Origin of the sequence: Burkholderia sp. Bp8984, from assembly GCF_003853755.1 — a bacterium.
GTDB lineage: Bacteria > Pseudomonadota > Gammaproteobacteria > Burkholderiales > Burkholderiaceae > Burkholderia.
In genome coordinates, this window is record NZ_QTQN01000040.1 from 52362 (window position 1) to 71931 (window position 19570).

The 19570-nt window shown below is 67.8% G+C and carries 19 protein-coding genes; 3 read left to right on the top strand and 16 right to left on the bottom strand.

Annotation, left to right across the window (positions count from 1 at the left end; translation table 11 throughout):
* Positions 1-213: 213 nt before the first annotated feature.
* Positions 214-927 (bottom strand): transposase, encoded by a 714-nt coding sequence (locus DID98_RS30310; RefSeq protein WP_006752972.1) that lies wholly within the window; start codon positions 925-927, stop codon positions 214-216.
* A 193-nt stretch (positions 928-1120) separates the two neighbouring features.
* Between DID98_RS30310 and DID98_RS30315 the strand changes: the two genes are divergently transcribed.
* Positions 1121-1846: an OmpW family protein gene (locus DID98_RS30315; RefSeq protein WP_044845975.1), complete on the top strand. Its 726-nt coding sequence runs from the start codon at positions 1121-1123 to the stop codon at positions 1844-1846.
* Between the two features lie 163 nt (positions 1847-2009).
* Here DID98_RS30315 and ugpQ read toward each other — a convergent pair whose 3' ends face one another.
* The 12 genes from ugpQ to DID98_RS30375 all read right to left on the bottom strand — a co-directional run bounded on the left by ugpQ (position 2010) and on the right by DID98_RS30375 (position 14158).
* Complete coding sequence (gene ugpQ / locus DID98_RS30320; protein ID WP_124571930.1) at positions 2010-2774, bottom strand: glycerophosphodiester phosphodiesterase; 765 nt, start codon at positions 2772-2774, stop codon at positions 2010-2012.
* A 28-nt stretch (positions 2775-2802) separates the two neighbouring features.
* Positions 2803-3888, bottom strand: a complete 1086-nt coding sequence (locus tag DID98_RS30325; protein WP_124487847.1) for a sn-glycerol-3-phosphate import ATP-binding protein UgpC — start codon at positions 3886-3888, stop codon at positions 2803-2805.
* A 31-nt stretch (positions 3889-3919) separates the two neighbouring features.
* Positions 3920-4765 (bottom strand): sn-glycerol-3-phosphate ABC transporter permease UgpE, encoded by an 846-nt coding sequence (gene ugpE, locus DID98_RS30330; RefSeq protein WP_044845977.1) that lies wholly within the window; start codon positions 4763-4765, stop codon positions 3920-3922.
* Positions 4762-5646, bottom strand: coding sequence for a sn-glycerol-3-phosphate ABC transporter permease UgpA (gene ugpA / locus DID98_RS30335; RefSeq protein ID WP_044845978.1), 885 nt, complete (start codon positions 5644-5646; stop codon positions 4762-4764). Before ugpA ends, ugpE begins: the two co-directional genes overlap by 4 nt.
* A gap of 98 nt (positions 5647-5744) precedes the next feature.
* Positions 5745-7079, bottom strand: a complete 1335-nt coding sequence (gene ugpB / locus DID98_RS30340) for a sn-glycerol-3-phosphate ABC transporter substrate-binding protein UgpB (protein WP_044845979.1) — start codon at positions 7077-7079, stop codon at positions 5745-5747.
* A 90-nt stretch (positions 7080-7169) separates the two neighbouring features.
* Entirely contained in the window at positions 7170-8378 is a 1209-nt protein-coding gene (locus DID98_RS30345; RefSeq protein ID WP_044845980.1) for a deoxyguanosinetriphosphate triphosphohydrolase, read from the bottom strand.
* A gap of 41 nt (positions 8379-8419) precedes the next feature.
* Entirely contained in the window at positions 8420-9499 is a 1080-nt protein-coding gene (gene aroB, locus DID98_RS30350) for a 3-dehydroquinate synthase (protein WP_044845981.1), read from the bottom strand.
* Positions 9496-10050: a shikimate kinase gene (locus DID98_RS30355; protein ID WP_082088580.1), complete on the bottom strand. Its 555-nt coding sequence runs from the start codon at positions 10048-10050 to the stop codon at positions 9496-9498. The genes aroB and DID98_RS30355 overlap by 4 nt, the downstream gene beginning before the upstream one ends.
* Before the next feature lie 40 nt (positions 10051-10090).
* Positions 10091-11743: a type IV pilus secretin PilQ gene (locus DID98_RS30360; protein ID WP_124571921.1), complete on the bottom strand. Its 1653-nt coding sequence runs from the start codon at positions 11741-11743 to the stop codon at positions 10091-10093.
* Entirely contained in the window at positions 11740-12606 is an 867-nt protein-coding gene (locus tag DID98_RS30365) for a pilus assembly protein (protein ID WP_124571922.1), read from the bottom strand. The genes DID98_RS30360 and DID98_RS30365 overlap by 4 nt, the downstream gene beginning before the upstream one ends.
* Positions 12603-13238: a fimbrial protein gene (locus tag DID98_RS30370; protein ID WP_124571923.1), complete on the bottom strand. Its 636-nt coding sequence runs from the start codon at positions 13236-13238 to the stop codon at positions 12603-12605. The genes DID98_RS30365 and DID98_RS30370 overlap by 4 nt, the downstream gene beginning before the upstream one ends.
* Positions 13235-14158 (bottom strand): competence protein ComA, encoded by a 924-nt coding sequence (locus DID98_RS30375; RefSeq protein ID WP_124571924.1) that lies wholly within the window; start codon positions 14156-14158, stop codon positions 13235-13237. Before DID98_RS30375 ends, DID98_RS30370 begins: the two co-directional genes overlap by 4 nt.
* Positions 14159-14384: 226 nt before the next feature.
* On the opposite strand from DID98_RS30375, the gene DID98_RS30380 reads away from it, so the two are divergent.
* Positions 14385-16772 carry a penicillin-binding protein 1A gene (locus DID98_RS30380; RefSeq protein ID WP_124571925.1) on the top strand — a complete coding sequence of 796 codons (2388 nt, stop codon included), beginning with the start codon at positions 14385-14387 and terminating at the stop codon, positions 16770-16772.
* A 99-nt stretch (positions 16773-16871) separates the two neighbouring features.
* On the opposite strand, the gene cyaY is transcribed toward DID98_RS30380, so the two are convergent.
* On the bottom strand, positions 16872-17198 hold the full coding sequence (cyaY, locus tag DID98_RS30385; RefSeq protein WP_124487840.1) for an iron donor protein CyaY: 327 nt from the start codon (positions 17196-17198) through the stop codon (positions 16872-16874).
* A gap of 36 nt (positions 17199-17234) precedes the next feature.
* Between cyaY and lptM the strand changes: the two genes are divergently transcribed.
* The gene (lptM, locus tag DID98_RS30390) at positions 17235-17516 is read left to right on the top strand and encodes an LPS translocon maturation chaperone LptM (protein ID WP_124571926.1); all 282 of its coding nucleotides are present in this window, start codon (positions 17235-17237) and stop codon (positions 17514-17516) included.
* Positions 17517-17601: 85 nt separating this feature from the next.
* On the opposite strand, the gene msrQ is transcribed toward lptM, so the two are convergent.
* On the bottom strand, positions 17602-18291 hold the full coding sequence (gene msrQ, locus DID98_RS30395) for a protein-methionine-sulfoxide reductase heme-binding subunit MsrQ (protein ID WP_124571927.1): 690 nt from the start codon (positions 18289-18291) through the stop codon (positions 17602-17604).
* Between the two features lie 20 nt (positions 18292-18311).
* Complete coding sequence (gene msrP / locus DID98_RS30400) at positions 18312-19307, bottom strand: protein-methionine-sulfoxide reductase catalytic subunit MsrP (protein ID WP_124571928.1); 996 nt, start codon at positions 19305-19307, stop codon at positions 18312-18314.
* Between the last annotated feature and the right edge of the window lie 263 nt (positions 19308-19570).

Consider the following 19570-nt stretch of genomic DNA (forward strand, 5'->3'; position numbering starts at 1 on the left):
GACGGCACGGCCGACAGTGGTTGGGCGAGCTTCGCCCGGGCCACCGGAATTCGGAATATACGCGACGAATCAAAGGAATAGCAACAAAAACCGCTTGATCGAACCCCATTTAAACAGATGCTCGGATCTGGTGCTGTTTTATTGGGGCCGTATCATTTTGGTGCAAAAAGAAGCGGCACCCGCGGCGCCGCCTCGTGATCCGCCTTTCCCGCGTTACTGCTGGATCGGCGGCGTGTTTTCACGCACCTTTCTGGGGCGTCCGCGCGGCAGCGGCGACACGCGGCGGTTCGCCGTGCGCGCCGCCCACTCGCGGTAGTTCTCGCCGCCGAGCACCCAGCCCTTGAGTGTCGCCTGCTGGAGCTGATCGGCCTGCCGCTCGTCGAGCGGCTGCTCGCACAGCTCCTTGTACGCGCGCTGACGGTCGAACGGCGTGTTGCCGAGCGCCCAGTAGAGCGGATGGTCGGTGATCAGGCTGTCGACGGTGAGCCCGACGTGGTGCCGGTAGCTCGACCAGCGATAGGCGTCGGGCGTCGCGACCAGCTGCGCGCGCACCGGGCTCATCTCGACCACGCGGCTCGCGAGCAGGAAATAGCGCTCGCCTTCGATCACGGTCGCGCGATAGCGGCCTTCCCACAGGGTGCCGCGCCGCGAATAGCGCCGGTTGAAATGCGCGACGTAGCGGCGGCCCACCGCCTGCATCGCCTTCGGCAGGCTCGCCTCGTCGCTCGGCGTCACGAGGAGCTGCACCTGACGCGGCAGCAGCACGTAGGCATGCACCGAAAGATGGTGATCGCGTGCCGCGGCCTTCAGACAATCGATGAAGAGTTCGTAGTCCTGGTCGTCGACAAACGCGGGTTGCTGATCCAGGCCGCGCAGTATCACGTGCTGCGGCTGGTCGGGAACGTAGAGTCGTGCTAACCGTGCCATGCTGAATGTCCGTTTGAACGCGTTAGGAAATACCCGAAGGTCCGAAAATGCGCACCTGCGTAGAATGCCTGTCCTGGCGGGGCGCGGAAGCGTACGGTCGTGCGAATCCTAGGGAGAAAGCTCTAACTTGCGAGCTTGTTTGGTTTTAAACGCAGTCGTCATAATGAGCACGCCTTTGATCGGAGGAGACACAATGAAACGAAAACTGGCCATTACGGGGGCCGTGGCGCTCGCATTCGCGGGCGGTACGGCACACGCACAATCCGCAGGTGATTTCTACGTCAGCACCGGCTGGCTGCACTTTTCGCCGCAGGACAGCAGCGACCCGCTGTTCGTCTACGGCGTCGGCGGCACGCCCATCAACCAATCGATTCCCAACACCGGCGCCGGCATCAACGACGCCGATACGCTCGGTCTCGCAGCGGGCTACTTCGTCACCGACCATATCTCCACCGAGCTCGTGATGGGGATACCGCCGAAGTTCGACATTACCGGCAAGGGTCGGTTCGAAAACTTCGGCGTACTCGGCCGTGCGTACCAGTGGAGCCCCGCCGTATTGCTGCGCTACCACTTCAACGACGCCAACGCGAAGTTCCGTCCGTATGTCGGCGTCGGCGCGACATATACGTGGTTCACCGGCGCAAAGATCACGAACAGCAGCTTCGAGAACGGCGTGCTCGGCGGCCCGACCAGCGCGACGACCAGCAACCAGTGGGCGCCCGTGTTCAACGCCGGCTTCACGTACAACTTCACGAAACACTGGTTCGGCGGCCTGTCGATCTCGTACATCCCGATCAGCGTCACCGCGACCTTCACGACGGCCCGCCGGACGCCGGTCGGCACCCTGACCGAAACGTCGAAAGCGAAGATCTCGCTCAATCCGATCGTCACGTACCTGAACATCGGCTACCGCTTCTAAGCGTAGTCGAATATTTGGGGAATGGTTAATCCTGCTGCAATTTGTAGCCGATTTTTCGTGACGTAACGTCTCCACGATGGAAAACGCCCCGGCGGAAACCCGCCGGGGCGTCGTTTTTTTGCCTCAGGGTTTTCCCGCCACCAGCATCGCGCGGGACCGGTCGCTACGCGATGTCGTCCAGCGCATCGGCGGCGATCAGGTCGATCCGGTCCGTGCAGATCGCATCGACGCCCCAGCGCGCGAGTTCGCGCGCCCGGGCGAGGTCGTTGACCGTGTACACCAGGATCCGCAGCCCGGCCGCCTTGATCGCGCGCACGAGCGGTTCGTCGAGCTCCTTGTGGCTTGCGTGCAACGATACGCAGCCGAGCGCACCGACGACCTGCGCGTGCCAGTCGTCCGGTACCGCCTCGTACAGCATCCCGCGCGGCAGCGCCGGTGCACTCGCGCGCGCCTGTTGCAGCGCCTCGAACGAGAACGACGACAAGAGCGGCGGCACCGCCGCGCCATGCCAGTACGCGGCCGCATCGGCCGCGACCCGCTGCCCCGTGTCGCGCTCGCGGCCCGGGCACGGCTTGATCTCGACGTTCGCCGCCAGCCCGTGCGCGACGCAGCGCGCCGCCGCCGCCTCGAGCGTCGGCATCCGCTCGCCCGCGAAACGCGCGTCGAACCAGGCACCGGCGTCGAGCGCGGCCAGCGCCGCATAACGCATGCCCGCCGCCGGGCCGCGGCCGTTCGACGTGCGGTCGACCGTGTCGTCGTGCAGGAGGAACGTCACGTCGTCGGCGGACAGCTTCGCGTCGAACTCGACCATCCGGTGACCGCGCCGCGCGCCCTCGTCGAACGCGGCGAGCGTGTTCTCCGGTGCGAGCGTGCCGCCGCCGCGATGGGCGACGACGCGCGGATAGGGCCAGTCGGTTCGGGAAGTCATCATGCGCCTCGCAACGGGTTCGTCAGGGTCAGCCGGCCCGCTTGCCGGTCTCGGGATCGAAGAAATGCAGCCGGTGCGCGGGCAGCGCGGCACCCAGCGCCGTGCCGCGCGCGGGACGATCCGCGTGCGGCAGCCGCACCGCGACGTCGTGGTTGCCCCAGCGGCCGTGCGCGAGGTTGTCCGCGCCGAGCAGCTCGCACGAGTCGACCGGCAGCGTCGCCTGCGCGACGCCCGGCTGCGGCGTCATGTGCTCCGGCCGCACGCCGAGCACCCAGTCACGCCCGGTGGCGATCGCGGTGCCGATGCCGGGCGCGCCGGCGACCGGCAGCGCCGGGCCGCCGCCCGCGACCGTAAACGTCGCGCCATCCTCCGACAGTCGGCCGTGCATCAGGTTCATCGCCGGCGAGCCGATGAAGCCCGCGACGAACACCGTCGCCGGCTTCTCGTACACGTCGACCGGCGCGCCGATCTGCTCCGCATAGCCGCGGTTCATCACGATCACGCGCTGCGCGAGCGTCATCGCCTCGATCTGGTCGTGCGTCACGTACACGCTCGTGGTCGCGAGCCGCGCATGCAGCCGCTGGATCTCGAGCCGCATCTGCACGCGCAGCTTCGCGTCGAGGTTCGACAGCGGCTCGTCGAACAGGAATACCGACGGCTCGCGCACGATCGCGCGCCCCATCGCGACGCGCTGCCGCTGGCCGCCCGACAGTTCGCGCGGCCGCCGCGCGAGCAGCGGCTCGAGCTCGAGGATCTTCGCGGCGGCAGCCACCCGCGCGTCGATCGTCGCGCGCTCGATGCCGCGGATCTTCAGCCCGTAGCCCATGTTCTGCGCGACCGTCATGTGCGGATACAGCGCGTAGTTCTGGAACACCATCGCGATGTCGCGATCCTTCGGCTCCAGCGCGTTGACCACGCGCTCGCCGATCGCGATCTCGCCGTCCGTCACCGTCTCGAGCCCCGCGATCATCCGCAGCAGCGTCGACTTGCCGCAGCCCGACGGGCCGACCAGCACGATGAATTCGCCGTCGGCGATCTCCACGTCGATGCCATGCAGCACGTGCTGCTTGCCGTCGTAGGATTTCCTGACGCCCTTCAAGCTCAGCGCAGCCATACTTGGTCCTTCTCCCGGTTGCCGTCCGTGGTTATTTCTCGGAATCGACGAGGCCGCGCACGAACCAGCGCTGCATCGCCAGCACGACGACGAGCGGCGGAATCATCGCCAGCAGCGTCGCCGCCATTACGTATTGCCATTCGGTCGCGGCGTCGCCGCTCGCGATCATCGTCTTGATGCCCACCACCGCCGTCGACAGCGACGCCTCCGTCGTGATCAGGATCGGCCACAGATACTGGTTCCAGCCGTAGATGAACGTGATCACGAACAGCGCCGCGATGCTCGTCTTCGACAGCGGCAGCACGACGTCCCGGAAGAAGCGCAGCGGCCCCGCGCCGTCGATGCGCGCGGCGTCCATCAGCTCGTCGGGCAGCGTCATGAAGAACTGGCGGAACAGGAACGTCGCGGTCGCCGATGCGATCAGCGGCAGCGAGAGCCCCGCGTAGGTGTTCGTCATGTGGAGCGTCGACACGACCTGCACGGTCGGGAAGATCCGCACCTCGACCGGCAGCATCAGCGTGATGAAGATCAGCCAGAACGCCGTGTTGCGGAACGGGAAGCGGAAGTAGACGATCGCGTACGCGGACAGGATCGACACCGCGATCTTGCCGACCGCGATCGCGAGCGCCATCACGAAGCTGTTGACGAGCAGCCGGCCGAACGGCGCCGTCGTGCCGCCGCTGCCGTGCCCCCAGATATAGGCGACGTTCTCCAGCAGGTGCGTGCTAGGCACCAGCGACAGCGGGATCGTGAACACTTCCTGCGCGTTCATGGTCGCCGCGCAGAACGCGACGTACACGGGGAACACGATCAGCACGACGCCCGCGATCAGCACCGCGTGGCAGAACAGGTCGAAGCCCTTGCGATTTTCGATCATGCGTATTGCACCCTGCGTTCGACGAAGCGGAACTGGATCACCGTCAGGCCGACGACGATGATCATCAGCACGACCGACTGCGCACCCGAGCTGCCGATGTCGAGCCCCTGGAAGCCTTCCGTGAAGATCTTGTAGATCAGCGTCTTCGTGCTCTGCGCGGGGCCGCCGGCGGTGGCCGCGTCGATCACCGGGAAGGTGTCGAAGAACGCGTAGACGAGGTTCACGACCAGCAGGAAGAAGCTCGTCGGCGACAGCAGCGGCAGCACGATGTGGAAGAAGCGCCGCACCGGCCCGGCACCGTCGATCGCCGCCGCCTCGATCAGCGAGCGCGGAATCGCCTGCAGCCCTGCGTAGAAGAACAGGAAGTTGTAGCTCACCTGCTTCCATACCGACGCGAGCACGACGAGGAACATCGCCTGGCCGCCGTTCAGCGCGTGATTCCACACGATGCCGCCCTTCGCGAGCGCATAGGTGACGAGGCCGATGCTCGGGTTGAACAGGAACGCCCACAGCACGGCCGCGATCGTCGGCGCGACCGCATACGGCCAGATCAGCAGCGTGCGGTATACGCGCGCGCCGCGGATCACGCGGTCGGCGCAGGCGGCGAGCAGCAGCGACACGACGAGCCCGCTGACCGTGACGAGCGAGCTGAACACCAGCGTCGTGCGGAACGAGTCGAGGTACAGCGGGTCGGCGAACAGGTGCGTGAAGTTCGCGAAGCCGACGAATTCACTCGACGTGCCGAACGCGTCCTGCATCTGCGTCGACTGCCACAGCGCGACGCCGGCCGGCCACAGGAAGAACACGGCGGTGATCGCGAGCTGCGGCGCGATCAGCAGGTACGGCAGCAGGCTCGCGCCGAAACGGGAACGGGATTGCATCGCGGGTGTCCGGAGGCGAAACGGGAAGGGAACCGTGCCGCCGGCCCGCACGCGCGCATACGCGATGCAGCGGCCGGCGGCACGAACGCGATGCAGGCTCAGCCGCCCGACTTCTCGAAGCGGCGCAGCAGCTCGTCGCCGCGCGACGCCGCCGAGTCGAGCGCCTCCTTCGGCGACTTCTTCTCCGCCCAGACCTGCTCCAGCTCTTCGTCGACGACCGTGCGGATCTGCGGCATGTTGCCGAGGCGCAGCCCCTTCGTATACGGCAGCGGCGGCTTGTTCATCATCTGCTTGATCGCGGTTTCCGCGCTCGGGTTCTTCGCATAGAAGCCCTGCTGGCGCGTGAGTTCGTACGCAGCCGTCGTGACCGGCAGGTAGCCGGTTTCCTGGTGCCACTTCGCGGCGATCGGCGGCGAGGCCAGGAATGCGAGGAACTTCGCGACGCCCTTGTAGGTCGCCGGATCCTTGCCGGCCAGCACCCACAGGCTCGCGCCGCCGATGATCGCGTTCTGCGGCGCGCCCTTCACGTTCGCGTCGTACGGCATCATGCCCGTGCCGTAGCTGAACTTCGCGAACTTCTGCACGTTCGCGAGCGCGCCCGACGACGTCGTCAGGATCCCGCAGTCGCCGCTGTAGAACTTCGCCGATGCCTCGTCCTTGCGGCCCGCGTACGTGAACGTGCCGTCCTTCTGCATCTGTTGCAGGAACGCGATGTGCGCGACCTGCTGCGGCTTGTTGAATTCGAGCGCCGCGTCGGCGCCGTCGAAGCCGTTGTTGCGGCTTGCGAACGGCAGCGCATGCCACGCGCTGTAGTTCTCGAGCTGGATCCAGCCCTGCCAGCCGGTCGTGAAGCCGCACGTCATCCCGGATTTGCGCAGCTTCTCCGCGGCGGCCTGCACGTCGGCCCACGTCTTCGGCGGCTGGTTCGGGTCGAGCCCGGCCTTCTTGAACGCGTCCTTGTTGTAGTACAGCACCGGCGTCGAGCTGTTGAACGGCATCGACACGAGATGGCCCGTCTTCGCGTCGCTGTAGTAGCTCGCGATGGTCGGTACGAACGCCTTTTCGTCGAGCGGCACGCCGGCCTGCTTGAACACGTCGTAGACCGGCACGACAGCCTTCTTCGCCTGCATCATCGTCGCGGTGCCGACTTCATAGACCTGGAGGATCGCCGGCGCGTTGCCGCTGCGATAGGCGGCGATGCCCGCCGCGAGTGCCTGGTCGTACGTGCCCTTGAAGACCGGCACGATCTTGTAGTCGCTCTGCGATGCGTTGAACTGCGTGGCGAGCTCGTTGACGCGCTCACCGAGCGCCGACTCCATCGCATGCCAGAACTGGATCTCCGTCGCGGCGAACGCCGCATGCTGCACACCGAACATGAGCGCGCCGCCCAGCGCGATCGAGCGAACCATTGTCCCCGCGGGCTTCTTCTTCATCGATCTCTCTCCTGTGAAAACGTTACCAACAGCGTGTGCAACATTCCCGTCGCCATTGAACCGGCGAAGTCTAGTGATCGTTTGTGACAGTCAGTTGTCGTTGATGACGAACAGGCGCTGGTATTCCTTCAGCGCGAAGCGGTCGGTCATGCCGGCGATGTAGTGCGCGACGAGGCGCGGCTGCTGCGCTTCGTCGTCCGACTGGTACGGCGGCGGCAGCAGGCGCGGATCGTCGATGAACGCGTCGAACAGCCCGGTGACGACGCGCTGCGCCTTGTTCGCCATGCGCATCACCTTGTAGTGGCGATAGAGGTTCTTGAACAGGAAACGCTTGAGGGCCGCCGCCTGCGCGGCGATCGGCTCGCTGTGCGCGACGAGCGGCGGCGCGGCGCGCACGTCGTCGAGCGACGCGGGCGCGACACGTGCGAGATTGCGCGTGGTCTCGTCGATCAGGTCGACGATCAGCGTGTTGATGATGCGGCGCACCGTCTCGTGCACGAGGCGGCGGCCTTCGAGATGCGGGAATTCGGCGAGCGCCGCGTCGTAGTGGCGCTGCCACAGCTCGACTTCGGCGAGCTGCTCGATCGTGATCAGGCCGGAGCGCAGGCCGTCGTCGACGTCGTGGTTGTTGTACGCGATTTCGTCCGCAATGTTCGCGAGCTGCGCTTCCAGCGACGGCTGGCGGCCTTGCAGGAAACGCTCGCCGAGTGCGCCGAGCTTGCGGGCGTTCTCGCGCGAACAGTGCTTGAGGATGCCTTCGCGCGTCTCGAAGCACAGGTTCAGGCCATTGAACGCGCCGTAGTGCTCCTCGAGTTCGTCGACCACCGCCAGGCTCTGCAGGTTGTGCTCGAAGCCGCCGTGCTCGCGCATGCACGCATTCAGCGCGTCCTGCCCGGCATGGCCGAACGGCGTATGACCGAGATCGTGCGCGAGCGAGATCGCTTCGACGAGATCCTCGTTCAGGCGCAGGTTGCGCGCGACCGAACGCGCGATCTGCGCGACTTCGAGGCTGTGCGTGAGGCGGGTGCGAAACAGGTCGCCTTCGTGATTGACGAAGACCTGCGTCTTGTATTCGAGCCGGCGGAACGCGGTCGAATGAACGATGCGGTCGCGGTCACGCTGGAATTCGGTGCGCGCCGCCGGCGGGGTTTCCTGATGGCGGCGGCCGCGCGACTGCGACGCGTGGGCGGCATACGGAGCGAGATGGGCTTCCAGCGCCGCCAGCGTCGGCGGCTCGGCCAGCGCCGCGGCAGATGCGCGGCCGGCTCGGGTCGGTTTGCTGCTGGATGTCTCGCTCACGTCTCCTCCATGTCAGGGGCGCCGGGGCATCCGGGGCGCCGTTACCGGGTCGTCTGCGCCAGCGTAGCGAACACGGCTTCGTCGGGCGCCTGGGTGATCAGCGTATCGCCGAATCGCTTCAGCAGGATGAACTTGATCGCTCCGGCTTCAGCCTTCTTGTCGACGCGCATCAGGTCCATGTAGCGCGCATCGCCGAGTGCCGGCCCGCGCACCGGCAGATGTGCGGCGGCGATCACCGCGTCGAGCCGCTGCCGCGACGCTTCGTCGAGCAGGCCGAGCCGCACCGACAGGTCGCCCGCCATCACCATCCCGCAGCCGACCGCTTCGCCGTGCAGCCACTCGCCATAACCGAGCCCGGCCTCGATCGCATGGCCGAACGTATGGCCGAAATTCAGGATCGCACGCAGCCCGCCTTCGCGTTCGTCGGCTGCGACCACGCTCGCCTTGATCTCGCACGAGCGCTTCACCGCATGCGCGAGCGCGGCCGGCTCGCGGCGGTTCAGCGCCTCGACGTTCGCCTCGATCCAGTCGAAGAATGCCGCATCGGCGATCGCGCCCGTCTTGATGACCTCGGCCACGCCGGCCGCCAGCTCGCGATCGGGCAACGTGGTCAGCGCGCCGATATCGGCGATCACGGCCTGCGGCTGGTAGAACGCACCGATCATGTTCTTGCCGAGCGGGTGGTTGATGCCCGTCTTGCCGCCGACCGACGAATCGACTTGCGACAGCAGCGTCGTCGGCACCTGGATGAACGGCACGCCGCGCATGTAGCACGCGGCGGCGAAGCCGGTCATGTCGCCGATCACGCCGCCGCCGAGTGCGACGAGCGTCGTCTTGCGGTCGGCGCGCTCGGTCAGCAGGCCGTCGAAGATCAGGTTCAGCGTTTCCCAGTTCTTGTAGGCCTCGCCGTCCGGCAGCACGACCGTCGACACGCGCTTGCCGAGCGGCGCGAGCGCCGCGCGCAGCACGTCGCCGTAGAGCGGATCGACCGTCGTGTTCGTGACGATCGTGACCGACGAACCGGTGATGTGAGGGGCGAACAGCTCGGTGCGGCCGATCAGGCCGGCACCAATGTGAATCGGGTAGGCGCGCTCGCCCAGATCGACGTTGACGGTAATCATGCTTGTAGCGGCTTGGCGATGACGCCTGCCAGTTCGAGTTGCATCAGCACCATGTTGACGAGGCCGTTGACCGACGGGCGGCCGGTCTCGATGATGAAGTCCGCGCATTCGCGGTACAGCGGGTCGCGCACTTCGTAGAGCGCTTCGAGACGCGCCTTCGGATCGTCGGTTTGCAACAGCGGGCGGTTCTTGTCCTTGCGGGTGCGCAGCCACAGATCGTGCGGATTGGCGCGCAGATAGATGACGATTCCGCTGCTTTTCAGGCAGTCGCGATTCTCGGGCCGCAGCACCGCGCCGCCGCCCGTCGCGAGCACGATGTTCTCGCGCTGGGTGAGATCGGCGATCACCTGCGATTCGCGGTCGCGAAACCCGGCCTCGCCCTCCATCTCGAAGATCACCGGAATGCGCGCACCCGTGCGGGCCTCGATTTCGTGGTCGGAGTCGAAGAACGTCCTGTCGAGCCGGCGCGCGACCGCCCGGCCCACGGTGGTCTTACCCGCTCCCATAAGGCCGACGAAAAATACGTTTGCATGTGGGTCCCGCGCTTGCAACGGCTTCCTCTGCTTGAATCTTGCTGGTGTGTGGCGCAGCTTACTGGCAAAGCGGCTGCCTTGTCGAGCCTGCGCCGCCGGCTTCCGGCCCCGTTTTTCCCGCATCCGCGTCGCCCGCGCCGGCCGTTTCGCAACGCGCGCCGACGACCGTCGGCGTGATGAAGACGACCAGTTCGCTGCGCTGGTCGCGCCGTGCGCGGTGCCGGAAAAGCGCGCCCAGTACCGGTATTTTGCCCAAGAGCGGCACCCGCGTCACATCGTCCCGGTTCAACTGCTCGTAAATCCCGCCGATCGCGACCGTTCCGCCGTCCTCGACCTCGACGCGTGTCTGGACGTGCTTCGTATGAATCGCCGGGCCGGCCGCCGTCGGCTCGCCGATGCTGTCCTTTGTCACGTCCAGGTCCAGCACGACGCGTCCGTCGGGCGTGATCTGCGGCTCGACCTCGAGCTTCAGCGTCGCGCGGCGGAACTGCACGCCGCTCACGCCGTTGCCGACCTTCGCCTGGTACGGCAGCTCCGAGCCCTGTTCGACGATCGCTTTCACGCGGTCGGCCGTCACCACGCGCGGGCTGGAAACGATCTGGCCCCGCCCCTGCGCCTCGAGCGCGCTCAATTCAACGTCGAGCACGCGGCTGAGCGGCGCGGCGAACAACGTGAAGCCGGCCGTCGCCGCCTCGAAGCCGCCGAGCGGTCGTGCGGCCAGGTCGAGCGCGTTGCGCGTGTCCGTCGCGAATGCCGCGCCGTCGGCCGCGGGCGCCCGTCCCTGCGCGCGCAGCGCGACGCGTGCGCCGAGGTTGCGCGAGAAGCCCTGCTCGCCTTCTACGATCCGCGCCTCGATCCGGACCTGCCGCGATGGCCGGTCGATCGCGTCGATCAAGCCCGCGATCTGCGCGATGCGCGGCGCCAGATCGGTGACGAACAACAGGTTCGTGCGCGGGTCGGCCGCCGCGGCGCCGCGTTTCGACAGCAGACGCTGGCCGGTCGCTCCGGCCAGCAGCCGCTGCACGTCCTGCGCGCGCGGGTAATGCAGCGCGAAGGTCCGGCTCGCGAGCGGCTCCAACTCGGCCGCGCGTGCATGCGTTTCGAAGCGCTCGCGCTCGCGCGCGGCGAGTTCGGCCGCCGGCGTGACCCAGATCACGTTGCCGCGCCGGGACATCGCCAGCCCGTGCGTGTCGAGCAACGTGTCGAACGCATCGCGCCAGCGGACATTGTTCAGACGTAACGTCACGGTGCCGCGCACCTGCTCGCCGACGATGATGTTCAGCCCGGTGAATCGCGCGAGCGCGTCGAACGCGGCAGCGAGCCCGGCGCCTTGCAGATTCAGCGAGATCCGCCGCGCGTCATCCGCATCGCCGGGGTGCCGCGCCGCGGCGTCGCTCATGCGCGTCGGCGGCGGCAATGGAATCGGCGGCCCTTCCAGCCGGGGCACCGGTGCGGTTGTGTCCGCTTGAAGCGCCGCGCGCACGGCCCGATCGAACGGCGGCGGGCCGTCATGCGCGGGCGCTGCGCCGTCCGCACCGTCGGGCGCGCCCTGCGGCAGCGGTATGTCCTGGGCATGCGCCTGCATCGATGCGATCGGCCAGCCGGCCGGCGGCAAAGGCGGCAACAGGGGCAACGGCGGCAACGCCGCGTGTGCCGCGGCCACACCCGATCCGACCCAGAATGCGATCGCCCGCCATCCGTACTTCGTCATGGGCGACCTCCGTCATCCATGACGAACCGGCGCGCGCCATCAGCTGTCGCAAGCGTCACCGCACCGGCATCGACGCTCACCACGCGTGACATCCCGAACGCTTCGCCCGGCGCAACGGTCGCGAATGCGCCATCGCCCGCGTCGAATAGCGCGAGCCCGGCGCGTACGTCGCGAATCGTGCCGGCCAGGCGCGGCGTCGCATCGTCGGCCTGCGCGGGCAAGCCATCGCCGCCGAATGGATCGTCGCTCGGCACGCCGGCAAGCAGCCGCACCGTGCCATCGGGAACACGAGCCCCCGACAGCGCCGGAAACACGTCGATCGTCATGTCCACCCGCAACGCGGGCGGTTTGCGCTCAATATGCAGCCTCGACGGCACCACCAGCGCGGGAAAACTCGCCAGCCCGCCGATCAGCCGCAGTAACGCCGGAAAGCCGCCGTCCGCGACGATCCGCACCGTGCGTCGGCCATCCGGCGCCGCTTCGTCAGTGCGCCGCGGCTCGATCGACACGATCCGCAGTCCGCTCGCGCCGGCCAGGTCCGCCAGTTCGAGCATCAGTGCGGGCCACCCCGACGCACTCGGCACGCTGGAGGCGTGCCCGGCAGCCGGGTCCGGGTCGCGCCGTGGCGCGGTCGCGAGCAGCCGCTGTGCGTCGGCGGCACGCACTTGTGCCGTTGCCAGCAACGCGCGACTGCGTGCGAGGCCGCTCGCGTCGACGGCATCCATCAGATGAATGGTGCCCATCGTCACGCACGCGAACGCCGCCACGCAGCCGATGGCATGCGCCGCGGCCGGTGACATCCGCGCCACGCGGCCGCGCCGCCCGGCACCGGCTGGCATGGACCGATACGTGATCGCCGTCATGCGTCGCCTCCCGCTGCGTTCTGCCGCGGCGGCGCGTCGTGCCAACGCACCTGCACGGAAAACCGGAACGGCACGGCCGAACCCGTGACCGGTGTGGCCGAAGCAGGTGTCAGCGCACCGACATCGAATCGCCAGTCACGCTGCTCGACCGAAATCCGTGCGAGCCACCGCGCGGCCGCCCGGTAACTCGTCGTGCGCGCGTCGAGCACGGCGCCGGACGCAGTCGTGCGCAATGCGTCGAGCCGGACGGTGTCGTCGCGCACCTGCGCCAGCGTCGCGAGCAGCCCGGCGACACGCCGGTAAGGCGCGGCAAGCGCGGCCGCCCGTGCATCGCGTCGCGCGAGGTCGGCAGCCACGCCGGCGGCGCGCCGTGCGGCATCGATCCGTGGCTGCAATTGCCGCAGCCGCGCCTCCACACGCGTACGCTCCGCATCCATGCGCCATCGCCACGCCGTCGCCGCCCCCGTCCAAACGCAGGCCCCGAGCACGCCGAGCACGACCGCCGCCCCGCACTGCGCGGCACGGCGCCGCCGCAACGCCTGCGCCAGCCGCTCACGGTACGGCAGCAGATTGAAGCCGCCGAGCACGGCGTGGCCGGCGGCAGTTCGCCCGAACCCCACATCGGCCATCATTCCCACACCCCGCGCAGCGCCAGCCCGATCGCGAGGGCAAACGCCGGACCGCCCTGCGTTCCGGCGAGCGCGCCCGGCAGCCCGTCCCATCCGGTGCAGTCGAACGGCACCGCGGCCACGCCGAGCGCATCGCCGATATCGGCGGCCGACGTACCGCAGCGGGCGATGCTGCGCGCGTCGCCGGCCACGAGCACGCAGCGCACCGGCTCGAACACGCATTGGCGCAATGCGTCGGGGAACGCCGCCTGCACGTCGCCGGACACCGCGAGCACCGGTACGGCGATCGAACCGTCGACCCGCCAACCGCGTACGCCCGTGTCGCAGAACCAGAATGCGGCGTACGGGCCGTGGGCGTCGGGTTCGAACTGCGCGGCATAGCGCAACGCGCGCAGCGCGGCGGCCGACTCGCCGTCGACGGCCGTCAGGTCGACGCCGGCCTGCGCGGCCACGTCGATCCGCCGTTCGAGCAATGCCTGCGGCGCCACGGCGACCTCGATCTCGCCCGGGCACGCGCCGTCGTCCTGCCGCCAGTCGAACGCGAGGCTGTGGGGCGGCAGCCCCGAGATCCGTTCAGCGGCCTGCCGGGCGGCGTCCGCGACGTCGTCGCGCCCGGCCAGGTCGAGCGTCGCGGTCCGCATTTCGTCGTCGCGCAGCGCCATCACGCCGCGCGTATCGCAGCGCACGCCCGCCGCCGACAATCGCGACACGGCCGCCGCCAACGCGCGTGCGACCGCGGCCCAGCGCGCCTCCTCCGGCCCGTCCTGCAATCCGACCGGCTCCCGCTCGAGTCCTTCGACCCGCACCTCCACGGCCCGCCCGCGCCGGCTCAGCACGGCCACCCTCACCTCGTCCGCCCCGACGTCGATGCCCGTCGAACGGTGCCTGCCCGGCGCGAACCGCGCCGCCCATCGTCCTGTCATCCCAGCCTCCCGCGATCGTTGCGGCCCACGCCGCGTTTCCGAGGCCTGATTCTGCAAAGCGGCGCGTGTGCCCGACAGTCGGCCGGACGGCCAGTTGTGGCACGGGGCGACCGCGCGGACACTATGCCGGCGGCACCGCGATCAGCCGGTTTCCGGCCGCCGCCCCCCGCGTCAGGGCCGGTCTTACCGGGCAGCTATAATCGCGGGACTGTTTTCCGGTATGCCTATGCAATCCACGTCTCCTACGTCCCCGCCTCCCGCGCCCGAGCCGAAGAAGCGGTCCTGGTGGCTGAAAGTCCTGATCGGCCTCGCCGCGATGTGCGTGGCCCTCGTCGTGGCCGGCGGCCTCGTGCTCGGCTACGCGCTCGTCGTCGCGTGGCCGAACATGCCGTCGCTCGACGCGCTGACCGACTATCGTCCGAAGGTACCGCTGCGCATCTATACGTCCGATCACGTGCTGATCGGCGAATTCGGCGAGGAACGCCGCGACATCGTCCATTTCAAGGACGTGCCCGACTCGCTCAAGAAGGCGATCCTCGCGATCGAGGACGCACGCTTCTACGATCACGGCGGCGTCGACCTCACCGGCATCGCCCGCGCCGGCCTCGTCGCACTGACGAATGGCCATGCGTCGCAGGGCGCGAGCACGATCACGATGCAGGTCGCGCGCAACTTCTTCCTGTCGAGCGAAAAGACCTACACGCGCAAGATCTACGAGATGCTGCTGGCCTACCGGATCGAGCGCGCGCTGACGAAGGATCAGATTCTCGAGGTCTACATGAATCAGATCTATCTCGGCCAGCGTGCGTACGGCTTCGCGAGCGCCGCGCGGGTCTATTTCGGCAAGGACCTGAAGGACATCACGCTCGCCGAAGCGGCGATGCTCGCGGGGCTGCCGAAAGCGCCATCCGCGTACAACCCGGTCGTCAATCCGAAGCGCGCGAAGGTGCGCCAGGAATACATCCTGCAGCGGATGCTCGAGCTGAACTTCATCACGCGCGAGCAGTACGACCAAGCCGTCGCGCAGCCGCTCGCCGTCAAGGGTGCGGGCCGCGAGTTCAGCGTGCACGCCGAGTACGTCGCGGAAATGGTCCGACAAATGATGTACGCGCAGTACCGCGAGGAAACCTACACGCGCGGCTTCAACGTCGTCACGACGATCGATTCCGCCGACCAGCAGGTTGCCTACACCTCGCTGCGCAAGGGCATCATGGATTACGAGCGCCGCCACGGCTATCGCGGGCCGGAAGGCTTCATCGAATTGCCGGCCGGCGCCGACGATCGCGAGCAGGCGATCGACGATGCGCTGCTCGAACACCCCGACAACGGCGAGCTGATCGCGGCGGTCGTCACCGCGGCCACCCCGCGCCAGATCACCATCGCCTTCATCGACGGCAGCAGCGCGACGATCGAAGGCGACAACCTGCGCTTCGCGTCGGGCGCGCTGTCGGCCGGCGCGCAGCCGAACCGCCGCATCCGCCCGGGCGCGATCGTCCGGGTCGTGAAGAACGACGCCGGGAAGTGGTCGATCACGCAGTTGCCGCAGGTCGAAGGCGCGTTCATCTCGATCGTTCCGCAGGACGGCGCGATCCGCTCGCTGGTCGGCGGCTTCGACTACAACAAGAACAAGTTCAACCACGTCACGCAGGCGTGGCGGCAACCGGGTTCGTCGTTCAAGCCGTTCATCTACTCGGCGTCGCTCGACAAGGGCCTCGGGCCGGCCACGGTGATCAACGACGGCCCGCTGTATTTCAGCGCCGCGGAAACCGGCGGCCAGCCGTGGGAACCGAAGAACTACGGCGGCGGTTTCGAAGGCCCGATGTCGATGCGCACCGCGCTGCAGCGCTCGCGCAACCTCGTGTCGATCCGGATCCTGAACCACATCGGCACGAAGTACGCGCAGCAGTACATCACGCGCTTCGGCTTCGACGCCGACCGTCATCCGGCCTACCTGCCGATGGCGCTCGGCGCGGGCCAGGTCACGCCGCTGCAGATGGCCGGCGCGTACTCGGTGTTCGCGAACGGCGGCTTCCGCGTGAATCCGTACCTGATCGCCGAAGTGACCGATCCGAACGGCGCTGTCGTCGCCCGCGCGCAGCCGCTCATCGCCGAGCAAAACGCGCCGCGCGCGATCGACGCGCGCAACGCATACGTGATGAACAGCCTGCTGCAGAGCGTCGCGCAGCGCGGCACGGGCGCGCGCACCAACGTGCTGAAGCGCACCGACCTCGCAGGCAAGACCGGCACCACGAACGACTCGCACGACGCGTGGTTCGCCGGCTACCAGCACACGCTCGCGGCGATCGCGTGGATCGGTTACGACAACCCGCGCAGCCTCGGCGATCGCGAAACCGGCGGCGGCCTGTCGTTGCCGGTCTGGATCGACTATATGGGCGCGGCGCTGAAGGGCGTGCCGGAGTTCAAGCCGACGATGCCGGACGACGTCCAGGCGCTCGGCAGCGAGTTGTACTTCACCGACTTCACGCCGGGGCACGGCTTCGTGTCGACGGTCGGCGTGCCGCAGGCGCCGGCGGTGCAGAGCACCGACGAAGCGGTGCCGCATGTCGACGAACAGGAGAAGCAGGACATCATGAACCTGTTCCGCGGCCACTGACACGAACGGCCCGAGCATGAAAAAAGCGCCCCGCGGGGCGCTTTTTCGTTGTGCTTCGATCCGGCGTATCGGCGCCCGGCCGGGCGAGCGCCGGACGCGTTACGCGCCGAACGTGATCGGCAGGCCGGCCTGCTGCGTTGCGTATTCGGTAAGCGCCGCGAAGAACTCGGTGCCGGTGCGCGTATCGCGCCATTCGCCGTCCACGAAACGGTAATGGAACCCGCCCGCCTTCGCGGCGATCCACAGCTCCTTCATCGGCGGCTGGAGGTTGACGATGATCTTCGAGCCGTTCTCGAACGTCAGCGTCAGCACGCTGCCGTTGCGCTCCAGATCGATGTCGTGATCGCCGTCGTTCGCGGCATCCACGGTACGCTCGACGGCCGCCAGCACGGCCTCGGCACGGGCCAGGTATTCAGTATCGGACATGCTAAACTCTATCGGTTAAATTGTTCAGGGACGATCATGCGAGTCGTTTTCCGGATGAGCGCGATTGTAGCGGCTTTGGCGATTCTTGCCGGCTGCGGTCAACGCGGTCCGCTCTATCTGCCCACCGTGCCCCCGTTGCCGGCGAAGCCCATCCAGCAGCAGGACACGGCGCCGTCCGACGTCACGCCGACCGATGAAAACGCGTCGTCCGACAGCATTCCCGATTCTTCCGGCACGCCGCTCACGCTGTCACCGGAGCTGTCGAGCGATGCATCGAAGGCCGCGACGCCGGCATCCGGCCCGGCCGCCACGCAGTAAGCGCGCGCCGCCGCTCGCGCGGCTTCCTTCGCGACCAAGGCGATGACTGCCCGTCATCGCCTTTTGTTTTTCCGGGCCCTCCTCGTCACGCGCGGATGCGCCGCCAGCCCCATTCGAGCAGGCGCCAGCCGAGCAGCACCGCAACGATCACCGCGTAGAGCTTCGGCTGCGCGAGATTGTGCTTGCCGGCCCTCATCCACCAGAAATGCAGCACGCCGAACAGCGCGATCGCATAGATCGCGCGATGCAGCGTCGCCCAGTGACGGCCGAGCCGGCGCACCATCGCGCGCGGCGAGGTCGCGGCCAGCGGAATCAGCAGCACGAACGCGGCGAAGCCGACCGTGATGAACGGACGCTTGCCGACGTCCTTCAGGATCGCGAGCACGTCGAACCACTTGTCGAACCACAGATACGTCGTGAAATGCAGCGTCGCGTAAAAGAACGCGAACAGGCCGATCATCCGGCGAAAGCGCAGCAACGCGGGAACGCCCGTCACGCGCCGAAGCGGTGTGACGCCGAGCGTGAGGCAGAGCATCACCAGCGTCCAGAGGCCCGTCGAGCGCGTGATGAATTCGATCGGGTTCGCGCCGAGCCGGTCGGTCAGCCCGAACAGCACGAGACGGGCGAGCGGATAGAGTCCGGCCGCGAAAACCAGTACCTTGGCGGGGGCAAGCCAGCGCGGCGCGGCAGCACGCACTGCGCCGCCCCGGGAACTGCCGGCGGCAGCCGTGCGCGTGCCGGACGCGCGCGCGGGCGTCAGCGTCGAAGGAGGCATGTCGTTTCTCACCGGCGCGCTCAGAAGTTCTTCTTCAGGTCCATGCCCTGATACATCGACGCGACGAGATCGCCGTAGCCGTTGAACATCAGCGTCTTGCGCTTCGGCGTGAAGAAGCCGTCCTCGCCGATCCGGCGCTCGGTCGCCTGGCTCCAGCGCGGGTGATCGACGTTCGGGTTCACGTTCGAATAGAAGCCGTATTCGTTCGACGCGTACGTGTTCCAGCTCGTTTTCGGCTGCTTGTCGACGAAGCGGATCTTCACGAGCGACTTCGCACTCTTGAAGCCGTACTTCCACGGCACGACGATCCGCACCGGCGCGCCGTTCTGGTTCGGCAACACCTGGCCGTACACGCCCATCGTCAGCAGCGTCAGCGGATTCATCGCCTCGTCCATCCGCAGCCCTTCCGAGTACGGCCAGTCGAGCACCGGCGTCGACAGCCCCGGCATCTGCGACGAATCGGCCAGCGTGACGAACTGCACGTACTTCGCGTTGCCGGTCGGCTGCACGCGCTTGATCAGCTCGGACAGCGGCACGCCGATCCACGGGACCACCATCGACCAGCCTTCGACGCAACGCAGCCGGTACACGCGCTCTTCGAGCGGCGCGAGCTTCAGCAGTTCGTCGAGATCGAACACCTTCGGGTGCAGCACCTCGCCTTCGACGCTCACGCGCCACGGGCGCGACCGCAGCGTGCCGGCGTTCTGCGCCGGGTCGCCCTTGTCGGTGCCGAATTCGTAGAAGTTGTCGTAGGACGTGATGTCCTTGAACGGCGTGACCCGGTCGGCCGCAACGAACTTCGGGTTGGTTTTCGCCACGAGCTTCGCGGCCCGCGCGTCGGGCGACGCATAGGCGGCGAACGCCGCGCCGCTGCCGCCGAGCAATCCGCCCGCCGCCGCCAGGCCGGCGGCCTGCAAGACGCGCCGCCGGTTCTCGAACACCGCGCGCGGCGTAATCTGGCTCTGCGCGATGTCACCGCCGGTCAGTACGGTGCGCAAAGGGTGTTTGATCCACATCGTGCTGCTCCTCCTGCATGCGCGGCGCGCACGCTTCATGAGCGTTCGACCCGACCCATCCTGCGCCGTTCGACGCCCGGACCGCCCGCCCGTTACAAAAGAAAACCGCCGGGCACGCAGTGCGCCGGCGGTCTTTTGTCGGACCCGCGTCGGAAATCTTACAGCTTGCCGTAGCTGTGCAGCCCGGACAGGAACATGTTGACGCCGAGGAACGCGAACGTCGTCACGAGCAGGCCGGTGAGCGCCCACCAGGCGGCAACGGC